The sequence below is a fragment of the Streptomyces sp. CB02400 genome (assembly GCF_001905725.1).
In the GTDB taxonomy this organism is placed as follows: domain Bacteria; phylum Actinomycetota; class Actinomycetes; order Streptomycetales; family Streptomycetaceae; genus Streptomyces; species Streptomyces atrovirens.
Genome location: NZ_LIWB01000001.1, coordinates 374,217 through 390,899 on the forward strand (window position 1 = coordinate 374,217; position 16,683 = coordinate 390,899).

Sequence of the window (16,683 nt, forward strand, 5' to 3'; positions counted from 1 at the left end):
GTGTCGGTCATGCCGTACGCGTCACGTCGCGTCGGCGGACGGCTCCCAGATGACGGCGTCCATCTCCACGGAAGTGAGCACGCCCTCCGAGAGTTTCGTCACCACCAGCCGGGCGACGCGCCCTTCGTCGGTCCGTACGCACAGCACGGTGCCCGAACTCGCCGGCGCGGTGCTCGAACCGGCGTCCGTCGCCTCGGCGCAGTCCGCGTGGCCCGGAGTCCTCCCGTCCCCCGTCCACTGCGTCACCGTCCTCCCGATGCCCGGCATGACCTGCCACGAGTCGAGGAGCCCGATGCTGATGTCACCACCGCCGAAGAGGCCCGGGGTGCTGGGCGGGTCGGAGTCCAGTTCCTTGGGGCTTTGGAGGCCGAGCACCAAGGTGCCCCGCCACTGCTCGGCAGGCGGTTGCGGCGCATCGGAGCTCCCGCTCCCGGTCGCCGCCTCGGGAGGGGCCCCGGGAGGGGTTTCGGTGGTGGCGCTTCCGAAGTCGCCCGCACCGGAGCGCTGTGCCTGCGGAGCGAGACCGGAACGCTGCTCCGTTCCGTCGAAGACGAAGGCGTACAGAGCCACCGCGCCGACGGCGGCGGCGAGCACACTCATGAATCCGGCCCGTTTCGAGACACGTATGTTGATGTCGCCGAGGGCCTGCAGGATGGTGTTGCGATCCCGTGCGTCGGCCCTGAAGTTGTGGTTCTGCTCGTCCCCCGACACGCCTCGACACCCCCCGCAGCCCCCGTTGTGCGCTCTGTGCGCGCCCTGAAGTGTAGAAGACGTGAAGACCGGTTGATCGGCTTTCGCGCCAACTCGCCGGATCAGCCGGAATCTTGTGCGGGGCGTGCGGCTTGGCCACCGTGTGCTCGCACGAGACGGGGCGCCGTCTCCCCCTCAGGGAGAACGGCGCCCCGCCACGGACCTCTGGATCAGCCCTCGGTGCCCTCCACGAACTCCTCCTCGCCGAGCGCCCCTGCCGCGAAGCCGCCGAAGAAGCCCTCCATGAGCTCGTCGATGTTCACCTCGGTGGCGTTCGCCGGGGCCGTGGCCTTCTCGCCCTTGCCCAGGCGCAGCACCAGCGCGAACTTCTTGACCTTCGCCCTCTCCGTCAGCTTGGCCAGGTCGATGGAGACCTCGGTCAGCTCGCCGTTCTTCAGCGTGAAGTCGGCGGTGACCTTCTCGTTCGGCGCGTCCTTGAGGTCCTTGGCCGTCGGCAGCTCGGCGCCAGGCGGCAGTTCCTTCGCCAACGGGCCGAGTTCGTCGGTCAGTTCGGTCATCAGCGTGCGGAAGGGCGCCGTGGCCTTGATGTGCTCGGTGCCGTCCGACCCCTCGGAGGTCTTGAAGTCGACCTCCTTGGCGATGACCTGCCGCAGTGCCTCGGTGAGCTTCTTCTGCGTCTTGGCGTCGAGCGTGGGTTCCGCCGAGGGCTCCCCGGCCTCGGCGCCCTCCGCCCCCGACATCTGCTCGCTGGTCTCCTCCAGGTCCTTCGTCGCGACCTTGAGCCACTCACCGGCGAGGAGCTTCTTGAACGCGCCGGCGCTGTCGGGCAGTTCGTCGGCCGACGGCATGGGGCTGTCGCTCATCCGCCCGATCGCGTCCAGGTCGGCACGCAGGTAGGTGTAGTCGCCGACCATCCGGTACTCGAACAGGCCGCCGTCCGGGCCGCTGAACTTCAGCGCCATGCCGTTGAAGTCCTTCTCGCCGGACTCCTCGAGCGGCTTCTTGGACTGCACCGACAGGGAGATCCGCGCACTGCTGAGCAGTTCGGCGACCTCTTCGGGCATCGCGTCCTCGGGCGCCGACCCGGCGTCCAGCGCCTTCAGCGACGCGGCGTCGGTGTCCAGGTCCAGCTCGAGGGAGAGCGAGCGCTCCTTGCCGAGCTTCTCGAAGGCCTGGTCGAGCTTCTGTCCCGCGGACAGGTTCTCCACGGTGCCGCAGGCGGCGGAACCCGCCAGGACCGCGGTGGCGACGGCGGTGGCGGTGAGGGTCTTGCGTATGGCGGAAATGACGGTCTCCTCGTGAACGCGACCGAAGTGGTCACTGGGAAGACGGGTCAGCGTCTCGAAAGGTTGTACGGGCCGGGGGTATAACTGTCATCACATTCTCGAGGAGGGCGGGGGCTGTTCGGTGGCTGCTGGGACCCGCGTGGACGAGATCACCCGGATCCTGGCGGGTACGGTCGTCCGCTCCGTCGGCAGAGCGGTGGACATGGGCGTCGTCGAGTTCGACGGCCTCCGGGGCGAGACGGTCATGGTCCACATGCAGTGCCCGTTCCGGATCGTGCGGCACGGGAGGATCCTCCTGGGCTCCGCGGACATGCGGTACGCGCAGAAGGGCGCGGGACCACAGGCCTTCGACGAGTTCCGCATGGTCTACGACGCCCGGACCGCCACGTTCAACCGAGTGCTCGGCGAACTCCGCCCCTCCGTCGGCGGCGTGACCGTCGGCGAGGCGGGTGAACTCACCGTGAGCTGGGAGCCCGCGTTCCGGCTGGAGGCGTTCCCCGACTGCTCGGGGCGGATCGAGGCCTGGCGGGTCCTCGTCCGCGGGGGAGCCCACCACGTCTTCCCGCCGGACCTCGACTGATCACCGCGTACTGCACACCGTCTTCGGAGCCGCTCTGCCGCCGGCCCCCGGTGCGGACTGCGCGTCCTGCACCCGCTGCACGTCCTGGAGGAGGCCCGGAACGTCGGGGTCCCGGCCGGCGGCGGCCCGTGCGATGGTCAGCAGTACGGCCTCGTAGAAGGCGTCCCGCACGGCGGGTGCCATGACGTCCGAGGCGTCCAGGCAGCGGGGCCCTTCACGGAGCCGCCGGGCGATCTCGACCTTGACCGCGTCGCCCTGCGGCTTCACCCGACGGTTCGCCGAGAAGACGCCCGCCCGGTCGGCCCATGCCTGCTGGCCCTCCTTCGAGGCCAGCTTTTCGATCAGTTCCCGTGCCTCGGGGCGGTCGCTGAACAGCGCCGCGAAGTCGCCGGTCACCTCGCGGGCCCGGGCCCGGCCGCCGCCGTCGGGCAGGAGCGGAGCGGAGTCCATCAGGCGCGCGTGCTTCGCTTCGGACTGGTAGAAGGAGAGCGCGAAGGAACCCTGGTGCTCCAAGGAGCACCCGCCTCGGGGGCTGTCGAACAGCAGACCGTGGCCGTCCGGGTCGCCGCGGTGGTCGGTGAGCAGAGCATCCTCGGCCGCGCGCTCGTCCTGCCGCAGCAGACCGGCCCAGGCCTCCCAGGCGGTGCGCACCGGATCACTTCGCCACCACTTCACCCCGCCCGTGCCCAGCGCCCACTTCTCGTAGACCTCCGGGCCCTCCCGTTGCAGCACGAGGTCCTCGATCCAGTCGGTGCCGGGCCAGCCGGAGGCGCCGTCGTCCCCCATGCCGATGCACCAACTCTTCAGCGGAGCAGGTGAATCACCCGGCTCCTCACCCTCGCGGTACCAGACGATGCTCTTCAGATCCGCCTTGACCGGCACCCAGTACACATGACCGGAGGACGAACCGGCCGACATCCAGGGAGTGCCGTACTCCCGCGGCTCGTAGAACTCGTCCAGCGGCTCCAGGAGGCCGCTCTCGGCGTACTCGGCGAGTTCGCCGAGGCCCGGCATGATCACGATGTCCGGGGGCTCACCCGACTGCACCTTGGAGAGCAGCACCTCCCGCTGGGCCGCGGTGCCCTGGTAGCGGAAGGGGACGCCGAAACCCCGCAGCACGTCCTCGAACTGCTCCTCCTGCTCGGCCGTCCACGTCCCGAGGATGGTCACCGGCTCCTCGTCGTCGTGCTGCGCCCAGACCACCACCATGCCGCCGGCCGCGATCAGCAGCACGACCACCACGAACACCAGCATCCTGAACCGCCGGGTCACCGTCGCCTCCAGTAGTCCTCGTCGAGCCGGAGGCCGAGCCCCAGCGCGGGCAGGACGACGGCCAGCAGGCTCCCGACGAGAGCACCCCGGTGCACCGATTCGGCCCACGCGCCGTCGGCCAGTCGCAGCCGGACCTCCTCCGACATCTCCGTTACCTTCTGCTGCGCCTCGTCCGGCGGGCCGCTCCGCCAGGACTCCTCGGTGATCCGCCGCAGATCCGCGAGCGCTCCGGCGAGATCGTCCTGGGTGGAGTACGCCGTCATCAGCGGGACCACCGCGAGCAGCACGGTGAGGACGAAGGCCACGAGCAGATACGGATTCCAGTCACGGCCGCAGCGGTCGCGCAGCACGAACAGCGCCGAGAGGAGGGTCAGCGCCACCGCGATCAGGGCGAGTTCGGTGATCCACCACCCGGCGCGTTGCCACCATCCCATGGCGGCCGTGGCCTCGGCGTGCTCCAACTGGGTGCGCTGCAGGACCTTCAGGCGCGGTGCGACTCCCACCGTGTCGCGGGTGAGCAGCGACTCGGCCTCCCGGAGCCTCAGTTCCCGCATGAGGGGCTGGTCACGGTAGAGGGACGTGCCGAGAGCGAGGGAGTCGCTGTAGGTGGCGAGCAGACCCTTGACCGTGCCGAGGTCCTGGTCCGTGCGGTCGGCGATCCGGGACAGGCCCTGGTCGGCGGCCGAGAGCTGGGACCGGTAGGCCTCGCCCGAGCCCACGACGCCGATGAGGTTCTCTTTTACCAGGTGGTCGACCTCCTCCTGGGCGCGCAGGGCCGCGAGCCTGCTGGCGGCGAGCCCCTGCACGGCCGGCGCCTCGCGGGACGCCAGTGCCTCGGCGCCGTGCTGGACCTGACGGCTGGAGAGGAACAGGGCGGTCGACGCCACGGCCGTGAGCAGGAACAGCACCAGCAGATGCGCCTCCAGCAGCCGGCGGGTCCGCCAGGAGCCCAGGCGCCCGCGCCAGAACGCGGCGGGGGAGTACCGGTGCCGGGAGGCGGCGCGTCCGGCCGTCACAGCAGTCTCTCCCCGCACACGATGCAGTAACGGGCCTCGCTCCCCGCCGGGGCACCGCAGTTGCCGCAGCCCGGACCCGGCCGGGCGCCGACGGCGTCGGCCAGGGGGCCGCCGGGACGGGACCCGGCGCGCAGGATCATCGGGCCGAGGGTGCCGGCGTCGACGGCGCGCAGCCGGACCCGCCCTTCGGCCGCGTCCTCGATGTGGGCGACCGCGCGGATCTCGTCCAGCACCCAGTCCGTGCCGAACCGCACCGCCAGCCGGGCGGCCTGCCCCAGGCGGTCCTCCGCGGTGTCGCGCCGGTGTTCCCGCAGGGCGACGAGTCCCTGGCGCAGGGCGCTCCGCATCCTGGCGGTGGCGTTGAGGGTGCGCACGCTGTCGGCGCCCGCCGGGGCGTGCGGCGGGGACTGCTCGGGGAGGTGCCAGCGGGCGGTGACGGGCGCGTGGACATCACCGATGGAGACCATGGCGAACTGCAGCTCGGTCTCCAGCGGGTCGCCGTCGGAGTCGGCGACCAGGGTGAGCAGGTAGTCGCGTCCGCCCTGTTCCCACTGGTAGGTCGGGAAGCTCCAGCGGTGCGGCCGGCCGGGTTCGGGCAGGCCGCCGAGGCGGTGCGGCCGGGGCGCCTTCTCGCTGAGCGAGACCTGGCGCACGGAGGGCCGTACGGTCACCTCGATCGGCAGTTGGGGCGTGTGCACCCGGCGCAGCCGCTGGATGGCGGCGGTGATCGCACGGCCGAGCCCGTCGTCCACGAACTCGGCCGTGCCGTGCAGCCGTTCGGCGAGGGTGAGCAGCGGGTCGGGCGCCCAGTCCGAGCCCACGGCGAACACATCACAGGTGAACTGCCCCGCGCAGGCCTCCAGTTCCTCCTCCAGCCGGTGCCCGTCGGTGGCGGCGGCACTGCTGCCGTCGGTGATCAGCACCAGATGGCGTACGGACACCGGCCGGCCGGCGAGCAGGGAACGCGCCCCGGCCACCCAGGCGGCGTACCCCGCGGGACGCGGACCCTCCCGGTGCAGCGGGAGCGAGCCCGCGACGAAGGCGGCCCGGCGTCTTGCGCCCTGGTCGGCGACGGCCCACTCGTCGTCGCCCCGCGGATAGCAGCGGACCGGCTCGGGACCGCTGCCGAGCACGGCGAAGGAGATCCGGTCGGGCAGGGCGCGCAGCGCCGCCGGCAGGGCGTGCCGGACGGCCGCCCGGTTGGACTCGGCGACGTCCACCGCGATGATCACCGCGAGCTGGACCGCGGGCAGGTCGGTGGGGGCGCCGTCGGCGGCCACGTCGACCCGCAGATGCGCCTCGATCTTCGCGCTGCGGTGCGGGCGCGGATCATCGCCGAGGTCGACGTGGAGTCGGATGCCCGGCTGCGGCTGCCGGGTGGGGCTGCTCATGTCGTACGTCACCGATCCTTTCCTTCACCTTCGTCGCCGGGTGCTGTTCCGTTCCGTCGTGCCGTGCGGTCAGAACACGGTCTGCGGCCGTACCGCGTGCATGAGGTCCACCAGGTGCTCGTGGGCGGCGGCCGGCTCGTGGTGGTGTGCCGCCAGCCGCCGGTAGAGCGACTCCAGCCGCTCGCGCGACGCGCGCTCCGGCGCGCTCAGCCGGCGCAGGGCGTGGGCGGTGAGCCGTCCGGCTCCCCCTCCCGGAGCGCCGGGACGGTCGCTGAGGCTGTGCACCGCGTCCAGTTTCCACTCGTGGAGTTCGGTGCTCAGGCGCAGCGCCTCGTCCTCGGACAGGCTCGGTTCCCCGTCGCCCGGACGCCGGCCCACCAGACCGTGCAGTTCGGCCAGCGCCGCGTCGACCTCGGCGGGCAGGGGCAGCGGGTCACCGTCTCCGGGCAGCCGGGCCGCGCGGATGCGCAAGGCGGCGATCCGGGCGACGGTGTGGTCCAGCGTGCCCTGCCCGACCCGGCCGAGCACGTCGATGGCGGTCCGGCGGTCGCGCGCGCGGAGCGCGAGCCGGGCCAGGCCGAGGGCGGCGCCGCCGTGCGCGGGGTTGCGGGCGAACACCGCCTCGTACAGTTCCTTGGCCGTGGGTTCGGCGGTGTCGTCGCCGAGCCACTCCGCGCAGTGGGCGAGGGCCAGTTTGGGCGCGTACTCGCCGGGCAGTTCGAGGTGGACCTGGGTGAAGTGGTGGCGGGCCTCGGCGACCTGCCGGGGGTCGTCGTCGAGGTCGGCGCTGCACAGCGCGAGCAGGGCGCGGTGCCACTCCAGCCGCCACCGGCGCACGGCGGACGGCCCGGGGACGGAGTCGGCCGTGTCGAGTTCCTCCTGGGCCCGCCGCAGGTCGTCGCGGGTGTTCCGGCCCAGCAGGACACGCACGTTGTGCAGGCGGATCTCCACCGAGCGCGGCTTCTCCTCCTCCTGCTCCAGGAGCCGGCCCGGGTCGTAGCCGCTGCTCACCTCGAACCGCGTGGCCTGCGGATCGCCCGGATAGGGCCTGGGCACCGGCAGACAGGCGGCGATCTCGGCGGGGGTGGGCGTGCCGAGGTCGAGGACCGGTGCCACGGGAGGCTGGTACCGGTCGCGGCGGGGCCGGTCCAGCCAGTGCCCGATGTCCGGCACCGTGCCGAGCCGGGCGCCGGGCAGTCTGCTGGACGGCCGGAAGTGGTCGGAGGGCTCCGGCGGATCGCTCTTGCCGCGCAGCGCGCGGATCTCCCGCAGGGCGCCGCGCAGTTGGCCGACCATCTCGCGTGCGTCGGCGAAGCGGCGGCCCGGGTCGGTCCGTACGGCACGGTCGACGACCCGGTCGAAGGAGGCGGTGCCGAGACCGGGCACGTCGGCGACGGCCCAGCGGGCGAGTTCCCGCAGGGTGACGCCGACGGTGTGCAGGTCGTGGGCGACGGTGGGCACGGCCGACGTCCCGGTCTCGGGCGCCATGTAGTCGGGCGTGACATGGGCGGGCGGCAGGCTCTGGCCCTGTTCGCGCATGCCGCCGAGGTCGATGACCTTGATGCCGTCCCGGTGGTGCACGACGTTGGAGGGCTTCATGTCCCCGTACACGAAGACCCGTTCGCCGTCGGCGTGCAGATGGACGAAGGCTTCGAGGATCTGGCAGCCGTACGCCGCGACGTGCTCGATGTCGAGGACGGACTCCCCGCGCCGGACCTCCTCGGCGACCTTCGCGAGGGTGCCGTCACCGACGTCGTCCATGACGATGTAGCCGCCGGTGACCTGACCGGTGTCGTCCCGGCGGGCCACGAAGTCGCGGATCTGGACGATGCGGGGGTGACGGATGGCGACGAGGTTGCGGCGTTCGACGTCGGCGAGGCGGGCGCCGTCGTGCTCGTACCGGTTGAGCAGTCCCTTGACGGCGACGACGTCACCGAGATGGGTGTCCTCGGCGAGGTAGACCCAGCCCTGGCCGCCGTGCGCGATGGGTCCCATGACGCGGTACTGGTCGCGCAGCAGGTCGCCCTCGACGAGTTCGGGCCGGTACGAGTAGCGCTCGCCGCACGCCGGGCAGAACCCCTCGATCGGCACCGGGCCCTCGGTGTAGGGCGGGGCGAAGGTGATGCCGCAGTCGGCGGACGAGCAGCTCATGCGGATGCGCGGCGGTGCCTCGGGCCGGACGAGACGTTCCCCGGCGGGGCGCGGCTCGCGCTCGGGGAGCGCGAGGAGTTCGCGGGGGCCGAGTTCGCGGGGGTCCTCGGGCAGGGCGGGCAGTCCGGGGCCGTCCTGCGCGCGACCGCACGTGGCGCAGTAGCCGGTGGGCAGTACGGCGCCGCCGCAGGGAGCTCCGGTGAAACGCCGGTGCGGGCAGGTCGTCATCCTCGCGTGCTCCTCCTTCGCCGCCCGGCCCGGACGGTGCACGGCGTCACCGGTCCCCGCAGCGTCTCAGGTCGGCGCGCAGGGCCCTGATCAGCGCGCGCAGCCGGGTGAGTTGCTGCTGCGGGTCCCGTACGTCGTCGAGCAGGCGGCGGGTGGCGCGGTGCCGGTCGGCGGTCTCGGTCACGGAGCCGAGGGAGGCGCTGTCGACGATGTCGCGGCGTATCGCCCGGCTGAACTCCGCGCGCTGCAAGCGGTCGAGCAGGGTGTCCGCGTGGTGGAGGAGCGCGGGCCGCAGGAGGAGGTCACGGGACGCGGCCCAGCCGGGCCCGCCCTCGTGGCGGAAGACGAGCAGCAGCCGGAAGCCGAACATCCGTAATCGGGCGAGGATCTCGATGAGAGGACCCGGCTGCGGCTCCTCGTCGAGCCCGTCGACGAGGACCGTGACCGGCCGTACGGGCGCACGGTCGGCCGCCCGCTCCGGCCGGGCCTTGGCGCCGCGCAGCCAGTCCCAGTACGCCAGGTACTCACCGGCCGGGAAGGTGACCTGGTCCAGCGCGTGGTCGATGAGGTCCGGCCTGCTGGCGCCGCCACGATGGACGACATGGGCGCGGTGCGTCAGATGGCGCAGCGACCGGTCCTTGCCACTGCCCGGTGCCACCACGGTGATCTTCACCGGGTCCTCGTCCGGATCGTCGAACCATCGGGACAACCGCTCCTCGAAGCCGTGGTCCCAGGCGCCCGGACTGCTCAACTCCTTGATGACCGGCGAGAGTTCGGCGATGCGTCCGACGGGGATCAGATACGAGAAGGAGAGCCGGTTGTCCTCGGGCAGGGCCGCGCCCAGGTCCCCGCGCCAGCTCACGACGAGCCCCACCACGCGGGCGGGCCGGTCCTCCTGGGGCCGGGTGCACACACCGGCGCCGCTGAACCCGGCGCGCACCACCTCCGACCTGGTGACGGCGTCGAGCTGGACCCGCTCACCGCTGGCGCCGCCGATCCGCCCCCACAGGCTCATGCCGTCGTCGAAGCCCTCCGCGTAACCGGTCGCGTACACCTCCATGCCGCCCCACAGCCCGGTCTCCAGCGGAGCACGGCGCGCCTGCGGACGGGGGCTGTCCAGCCGCAGCACGGCGACGTCCTCACCGCCGGCACCCTCCGCCAGCCAGCCACCGGGCGCGACCCGCGCCGAGACCGGTTCGAGCCCGCCGTTCTCGGCGAACTCCAGCCACATGACGGCGTCCGGCCGGCGCACCACGTGCGCACAGGTCAGCGCCGTGTACTGGTCGACGAGCACGCCGGCGCCGCAGACGGGGCCGTGCGCGTCCTCGCGTCGCAGCCTGAGTCTCCAGTCCGCACGCAGTTCCCCCATGCCGTCTCACATTACGTGCAAAGCGTGGGGCGTCCCTAGACTTGTGAGCAGGGTGGATCGGTCAATCAGCCGAAAGTGGCGGTGTGTTGATATGGCGAATGCGGAACCGATCGGTCTGGCGGAGGCCATCGGCACGGTGCGCGCGGAGCTGGCGCGGGCCCAGGCGGAAGGCGCGGAGAGCGACTGGCGGTTCCACGTGGAGCAGGTCAGCCTGGAGTTCTCGGTGCAGTTCCACCGGGCCGGCGAGGGCGGCGCGGGTCTGCGCCTGGGCGTCGTCGAGGCCCGCCTGGGCGGCTCGGTGAGCCACGACTCCACCCACCGCATCGAGGTGGCCCTCAAACCCCTTCCCCGCCCCGACGGCCGTCACCACGAGGTCGGGCGCGAGGTGTACTGACCCGCGGAGTGGTGGAGACCGCGACGACGAGCCGGACGCCGGCGTCGACGACCATCCGGTGACGGGTGGGGCAACGACATGCGACGCACGCCTCGCTCATGATCGGGCGCGCGTCGCCCCCTTCGGCGCCGTGGTGTCGTCCCGGCACCGCGCGGCGAAGCGGGAACCCACCCGACACCGCGGTCCTCCACGGCGCGGCAGGCGGGAATCGTCCCCGCCCACGAGGGCGAGGACGTCAAGGACGAGGTACCGCGTCCCAGGTGGGACGGCAGGCCGCGCGGTGGGCGCGGCGTGGATCGGAAACGCTCATTCCTCCTCGGAGGAGTCGGACATTTCCTCCAGCGTGGCCAGCGTCCGTGACGACAGCTGGGGATCCCCCCGGAACGACCCCGCGCCACCGGGCTTCGCCATCGGGAAATTCTCGTAGAACTCTTCCACGGAGTAGTTTCCGCCGTTCTTCCTCAACGCCGCGCGCAAGGCCTTGCTCGCTCCGGGGAACCGGAGCTCCTCGGAGTTGTGTGCCACGCCGTACATGACGGCGGCGGCACGCTTCGCTTTGACATCGTCCTTGAAGAGGTGCTCGTCGTCGGCGGCCAGCGAGCCCTTCCCCACCGCGTCCGCGAGGGCCACTCTCTGCGCAGGGCTCAACTGCGGCAGGAGGTGGGCGTACCTCTCCCAGTCCCGCCCCTCCGTCCCGGGGTAGTCGTCCTTTTTGCTCTTGACCACGGTCCCCAGGTCTCCCTGGTATCCCTGGTTCAGGGAAACCGCTCCGAACGGCGTCTCCGGCTTGCTCCCGACAAGGTCGCCCTTCGCCGGCACTCCGCGCTTCGTACGACGTGCGTTGGCGCGCTTCAGGCGGGACGCGCCGTCCGTGGGCTTCGCGACGGGATTCTCGGCGGGTTCCTCCGCCGTCACGGTGCCGGGAGGGGCGAAACGCAACGCCTCGTCGAACGCGAATTCGTAATCCATTTCTTCGTCCGATGCGTCGATGTCCCTTTCGTTCATCAGTTCGTCGAAATCTTCGTCCCTCATCCGCTGGATCGTGGTGGACGGTGCGAGGGGTTCGTCGACGATCCGCTGGACGGGGGCGTGGTCCGCCAGCACCCGGTGAGCGTTCGCTTCGGCTTCCCGTTCGAAGGAATCGGAAGGGTCGGAGATTCTCAGGCCGCTGCCGTTGTCGGTGCCGGCGACCGGGCCCTGCCGCTGCTGGATGACGTGGGTGAGCTCGTGGGCCAGGGTGTGTTTGTCGGCGCCGCCTTCGCCGATGACGATGTGGTGCCCGGAGGTGTAGGCGCGGGCGCCGACCTCGGCGGCGGATGCACGGGCCGCGGTGTCGTCGTGGACGCGGACACCGGAGAAGTCCGCACCCATCCGGGGCTCCAACTCGGCCCGGACGGCTGGATCCAGGGGGCGGCCCGGAGCGTTCAGCACATCGTGCACGCTCGAGCGCTGCACCACCGGTGACGGCTGCCCGCCGTCCGAGCCGGCACGCCGTTCCTCGAGCATGCGGCGGACGGCGGCGTTCCCGGCGGAGCGCTGAAGGGCCTGCAGCGACGCCGGGCTCACGGCGGAGAGCGGACCGCCGGGCAGGGCCGCTGCGGCGGAGGCCGGCCGCCGCACGTTCCCGTGGGCGGAACGGAGCATCTCGTCGTCAGTCTGCTGGGCGGTTCGCTGAGCGCGCATGACATCCTCCGGTGACCTGCTGTACCGGGCGTCCACTCTCGTGCACGGCCGGACCGACGTACAGAGCCGGGCGGACGGAAACGAGGGCACGAACCGCTGCCCGAACGGACACATCCCGGCATCGCGCCCGGATCCTGCTCGCAGGTCGAGCACGTACACTCCGCGACGCCCGGTACGGGAATCCGGTGACACCACCGTAACCGACCCGTTCCGGCCCGCCGTTCAAGGCGTGCGAGGCGGCCGAGCCCCGGCCGCTCGTCGGCGGTCACGAGGGACTCCGCGCACAGCGCGAACTTGTACGTCCCGTTCCCGCGCGGTCCGGACGAGAGGACCGTCCCCCGTGACGTGACCCCCGCGTGCATAAGCAACGCCAGAGTGGCTTGTTGGCACTGTCAACGGAGCATGTGCTGGGAATTGTTCGACTGTCATGGTTCCAGTCACTGAGCGGGCGCCGGTCGTTGTGCTCGCGTCGCCTGTGCCGGCCCGCTGTGCCGGGAGGTGGTCGATGCGGATCGAGTGACACACGGTCCGTGGTTTCGGCTATACCGTTCTGCCGGGACGTCAGACGCAGGCTGACGTGGGGATGAGTTGAGGGGACGATGATCGACTACCGCAAGGCGCCGAACGTTCCGGTCTGGACGCTGGCGACACGTGACGCCCAGGTGCCGGCGGTGATCGGGAGTGGGCCGATGACGGCCGAGCGGCTGGCCGAACTGCGCGGCGTGCTGGCCGCGTTGGCCGACCAGCCGATCGCCACGCTCGAGGCGCACCCGCTGCCCGACAAGCTCGACCGCAGCCAGGGCATCCCGCTCGATGCCGCCAGCCCCCTGGCGCAGCACCTGTCGCAGCTCATCACCGAGTCGGCGAAGGCTTCCGCCACGGCCGCCAAGGCGACGGCCTCCGGCGAGATCCTGTGCCGCGTGGTGGTCCCGGCGAAGGTCGCCGCCGAGTTCGGACAGGGGCTGGTTCGCTGGATGGAGCCGAAGGGGTCCACGGGCGGGTTCTACGGCGACCTCGTGCATTCGGCGACGGGCCAGATCGCCGCCAAAGCGACACTTGTGCCGGTCAGCGGAGCGGCGGCGGCGGGCACGGTCGGTGGCGCGGGTGCGACCGCCGGAGCCGCGGCCGCGGGCGGCGCGGTGCTCACCGTGGCCGCTCCGCTCGTGCTGATGGCGGTGGCCGTCGGGGTGAGCGCGCACGCCGACCGCAAGCGGCAGCAGGCCATCGCGCACATCACGGACCTGCTGGAGCAGCTTCAGGCCGACAAGCTCGACGACGAGCACAGCGCACTCAACGGCTGCCGTCCCGCCATCGACAAGGCCACGGCCATCCTGCTCGACCAGGGCAAGCTCGGTGTCTCGCTGGGACTCGACTCAGCGGTGCACACCATCGACACGGCACTGAGCAAGGCCGACATCCGTCTGGCCCGCTGGCGGAGCGCGCTCGACAAGCTGCCCGCCGGCGAGCCCGTCGAGATCGGCACGCTGACCGAGTCGTTCCCCGGCGTGGACGACCAGGGCGGCACGTTCCGCACCCACGTCGAACTGGCGGAGCTGGCCATGGCGTTGAAGCGGCGCGTCAACGTCCTCCAGGCGGTCGAGCGAGCCCAGAGCGAGCCCGACAACCTGTTCGAGAACTTCGCCCGCGCCCTCAAGGACGACGAGCGGCGTCTCGACGAGCTGGAGTCGGGCATCGCCGGGGTGCTGGTGCGCCTGTCGACGCTGGAGCTGGCACGCCCGAGCAGCAAGCGCCCCGTCTTCACGACCGGTGAGGTCGACCGGCTCCTGCGCGTGGCGTACCGGCTCCGCCGCCTGGGCGACGGCGTCGCGGTCAACGGCCGTCCGACGGACGTGGCGATCGAGATCGCCCGTGACCGGGACGGCTCGGTGGTCGTGTTCCCCGCGCTGCCCGCGGAGGCGTAGGCGCGCGGGTTCCGGCTCTCCCCGGTCGGCGCCGTCACCCGTCGACCGGCGTCGTCAGCACGGCCCGGACGGTCTTGCCGCTGGGTGGGGAGGGGACGCGGTCCCAGTGGTCGGTGAGGGTGGTGACGAGGGGCAGGACGCGTCCGCCGGTGGGGAGCGGGTCGGACGCGGTGTCCGTGGAGCGGCTGAGGGTTCCCGATGTTCCGGAGCATGCCCGCGGCCGGGTCGGTCGAGCGGTTCGGCGGTCGGTGGGAAGCCTTCGCGGTCGGTTGAGCGTGGACGCCGATCGAGGCGGCGGGGGAATGTCAGCGGCTGGTGGCAGGATCACCGGCATGGTTTTCGTACGGACTACTCCGCCTCGGCCCGTCGAGGTGACCGCGGTCTTTCCCGAGTTGGCTCCACTGGCGCGTCCTGCGATCCGGCTGCATCCCCGCCCGGGATCGCCTTCGGTCGGGGACAGCTCGGTCGGGGGCCCGTTGCTGTGGCCGGCCGAGGAACCCTGGCCGCACTGTGAGGACTCGCACCTGCACGGTGACAGCGGGTTCCGCCAGTCGCCGGCGGAAGTGCGGCTCGACAGGCACGGTTTGGCCCAGCGGCATGAGGACCCCTATGGTCCCTCGTTCACGCCCGAGGAGGAGGTGGCCATGGAACAGAAGGCCGCGAGGCTCGCGGAGCGGCTCGACGCCGGCCCTCCCTGGCCCGCGGAGTGCCCGGTCCCCCTGCTGCCCGTGGCTCAGCTGTACGTGCGCGACGTACCCCTGTTGCGGCCGCCCGGAGAGGCCGATCTGCTCCAGGTCCTCTGGTGCCCCTACGACCACGAGCCGGACTGGAAGCCCGCGACTGCGGTGTTCTGGCGGTCCGCCGCCTCGGTCGTCGATGTCCTCGCCACACCACCGGAACCGTACGAGGCCAACTACCCGGGCTACGTGCCGGAGCCGTGTCTGCTGGCACCGGAAGCGATCACCGAGTATCCCGACAGCCTCGATCTGAGCCCGGAGTTGAGGCAGGTGGTGGGGGACTGGAGCAGATGGCAGGCAGCCGGTGCGGAGGTGGACAGCTCGTACGCGGACTACCCGGCGGAGTTCTACGACGGCAATCTGGCCGACGCCCCCGGCTGGAAGGCCGGTGGCTGGCCGCCGTGGGGCCGCACCGACCCATACCGCCGGTACTGCGCTGTCTGCGACGCCCGGATGGTCCCGCTGCTGACCATCGCCTCCTTCGAATGGGACGGTGGTACGCGCGGCTGGGCGCCGTCCGAGGACCGGGCCGCCGCCTACGCCGCCGGTCACCGTGCCGGTCTGTCCCCCGCGCAGCCGACGAGGGTGGAAGTGGGCAGCGCCGACAACATGCAGCTCTACGTCTGCCCGACCTCCCCCGAGCACCCGCACACCGACCTGATCCAATGAACTGTCGGCTCCGGGACGGACGGGCACGGAAGTGCCGGTGACGGAGATGTCCAGGCGCGCGGCAGTATGACCGGGAGCGTCGAGGCGAAGGAGACCCGCGGGGCGTCACGCAGCTCCATGTGGAGCACGCCGAGACGAGGCTCATCAGGCAGAACAGCTGCGCGCCGCCATCGATCGGGGTGCGGCCGGGTGCGCGCCCTTGGTGTCAGCCGGCCGAGGGCCTGGGGTCCGTCAGCCCTTGGCCGGGAACTGCGGTGTGCTCCGGGCTCTGGGCGGGGGAGGGGACGCGGTCCGTGGAGGAGGGGGTGGCGAAGATCTCGTCGAGGGTGGTGGCGTCGATGGCGCGGTCGAACCAGAGGTCCAGGAGCGGCATGTCCGTGCAGGTGGTGACGCGCTGTCGGGTCTCTTCCGTCATCGAGAAGCCGCGGCGCTCCATCAGGCGCAACAGCTGCTCGGCCTTTCCGGCCACGCGTCCTTCCTCGCGTCCTTCTTCCTGTCCTGCTAGACGGGCGTCGCCCACGATGGTGCCTCGCCTTGGGGTGAAGAGGGTTTCCATCAGGTTCCTCCAGATTTTCCGGGCGTGTTCGCTGCCCAAGCCGTCCTCGATCAGTCCCGCCAGGTCGTCCCGCGCTTCGCGGTCCGTGTCCTGGGCCAAGGCCTCGCCCATGACCGTCAGTATGCCCTCGATGTCCGGGTCGTTGCTGTGGATCCACAGGCAGAACGCGGCGAAGTCCAGGTCGGCCGAGGCGTCCTGGATCCGGCTCACACGCGGAACGTTCGCCGGGCCCAGAACGTGAGGCACCGTCACCTGGGTGGGACGCCCCAGACCGGTGTGCAGAGGTCTGGCCGCCCACGCCGCCGTCGCCGTGTCCACGCACAGGACCAGCAGGACGACCTCGAGTCTGTACCGGTCACGCAAGTACGCGACGTAGTACGGCCAGGAGGTCTCCTTCTTCGTCTCGATGCCGGTCTGCGCCTCGACCAGCAGGATGAACGGATCACGCCCGTCGGGACGGACTACCCGCAGCACGGAGTCCATCTGCCGGGTGAACATCTTCGGGGCGCCGGACGCGTCCGTCGGGAGGGTCTCGGTGGTGACACCGGGCGGGATTCCGAGGTCCAGGAGGTCCAGCGCACGGTTCAGCGCTTTCGGACGTCCCGGCAGGAAGCCGTGCAGGGTGTCGTGACTGACGTTGGGCATGAGGTGAAACTATGCGCGAAGCAAGAATATTCGTTGGCTTTTGGGATGTAATCACCCGTTTGGTGGATACCTC

Annotated in this window: 12 protein-coding genes and 1 pseudogene; 4 read left to right on the forward strand and 9 right to left on the reverse strand. The window is 71.5% G+C overall.

The window, feature by feature from the left end:
• Window positions 1–21: 21 nt before the first annotated feature.
• Entirely contained in the window at window positions 22–711 is a 690-nt protein-coding gene (locus AMK33_RS01510) for a hypothetical protein (protein ID WP_073930830.1), read from the reverse strand.
• A gap of 209 nt (window positions 712–920) precedes the next feature.
• Entirely contained in the window at window positions 921–1,919 is a 999-nt protein-coding gene (locus AMK33_RS01515; RefSeq protein WP_235617941.1) for a hypothetical protein, read from the reverse strand.
• Between the two features lie 199 nt (window positions 1,920–2,118).
• On the opposite strand from AMK33_RS01515, the gene AMK33_RS01520 reads away from it, so the two are divergent.
• Window positions 2,119–2,577: a hypothetical protein gene (locus AMK33_RS01520; protein ID WP_143203794.1), complete on the forward strand. Its 459-nt coding sequence runs from the start codon at window positions 2,119–2,121 to the stop codon at window positions 2,575–2,577.
• Here the strand turns inward: AMK33_RS01520 and AMK33_RS01525 are convergent, their stop codons facing one another.
• From AMK33_RS01525 to AMK33_RS01545, 5 genes are read right to left on the reverse strand one after another with little or no spacing between them, the layout of a single operon-like run.
• Window positions 2,578–3,849: an ABC transporter substrate-binding protein gene (locus tag AMK33_RS01525; RefSeq protein ID WP_073930833.1), complete on the reverse strand. Its 1,272-nt coding sequence runs from the start codon at window positions 3,847–3,849 to the stop codon at window positions 2,578–2,580.
• Window positions 3,846–4,865, reverse strand: a complete 1,020-nt coding sequence (locus AMK33_RS01530; protein WP_079194704.1) for a hypothetical protein — start codon at window positions 4,863–4,865, stop codon at window positions 3,846–3,848. Before AMK33_RS01530 ends, AMK33_RS01525 begins: the two co-directional genes overlap by 4 nt.
• Window positions 4,862–6,268, reverse strand: coding sequence for a hypothetical protein (locus AMK33_RS01535; RefSeq protein ID WP_235617942.1), 1,407 nt, complete (start codon window positions 6,266–6,268; stop codon window positions 4,862–4,864). The genes AMK33_RS01530 and AMK33_RS01535 overlap by 4 nt, the downstream gene beginning before the upstream one ends.
• Window positions 6,269–6,325: 57 nt before the next feature.
• Entirely contained in the window at window positions 6,326–8,635 is a 2,310-nt protein-coding gene (locus tag AMK33_RS01540) for a tetratricopeptide repeat protein (RefSeq protein ID WP_073930834.1), read from the reverse strand.
• A 46-nt stretch (window positions 8,636–8,681) separates the two neighbouring features.
• Window positions 8,682–10,004, reverse strand: coding sequence for a S1 family peptidase (locus tag AMK33_RS01545; RefSeq protein ID WP_079194705.1), 1,323 nt, complete (start codon window positions 10,002–10,004; stop codon window positions 8,682–8,684).
• 91 nt (window positions 10,005–10,095) lie between these two features.
• Between AMK33_RS01545 and AMK33_RS01550 the strand changes: the two genes are divergently transcribed.
• Complete coding sequence (locus AMK33_RS01550; RefSeq protein ID WP_073930835.1) at window positions 10,096–10,398, forward strand: trypco2 family protein; 303 nt, start codon at window positions 10,096–10,098, stop codon at window positions 10,396–10,398.
• A gap of 1,074 nt (window positions 10,399–11,472) precedes the next feature.
• On the opposite strand, the pseudogene AMK33_RS43510 reads toward AMK33_RS01550, so the two are convergent.
• Window positions 11,473–12,081 (reverse strand): annotated as a pseudogene (locus AMK33_RS43510) (eCIS core domain-containing protein); the annotation flags it as partial.
• A gap of 599 nt (window positions 12,082–12,680) precedes the next feature.
• Between AMK33_RS43510 and AMK33_RS01560 the strand changes: the two are divergent.
• A complete protein-coding gene (locus tag AMK33_RS01560) occupies window positions 12,681–14,003 on the forward strand; it encodes a hypothetical protein (protein WP_073930836.1) in 1,323 nt (440 codons plus the stop codon).
• A gap of 332 nt (window positions 14,004–14,335) precedes the next feature.
• Entirely contained in the window at window positions 14,336–15,409 is a 1,074-nt protein-coding gene (locus AMK33_RS01570) for a hypothetical protein (protein WP_073930838.1), read from the forward strand.
• Between the two features lie 205 nt (window positions 15,410–15,614).
• Here the strand turns inward: AMK33_RS01570 and AMK33_RS01575 are convergent, their stop codons facing one another.
• Window positions 15,615–16,610 (reverse strand): hypothetical protein, encoded by a 996-nt coding sequence (locus AMK33_RS01575; protein WP_073930839.1) that lies wholly within the window; start codon window positions 16,608–16,610, stop codon window positions 15,615–15,617.
• Between the last annotated feature and the right edge of the window lie 73 nt (window positions 16,611–16,683).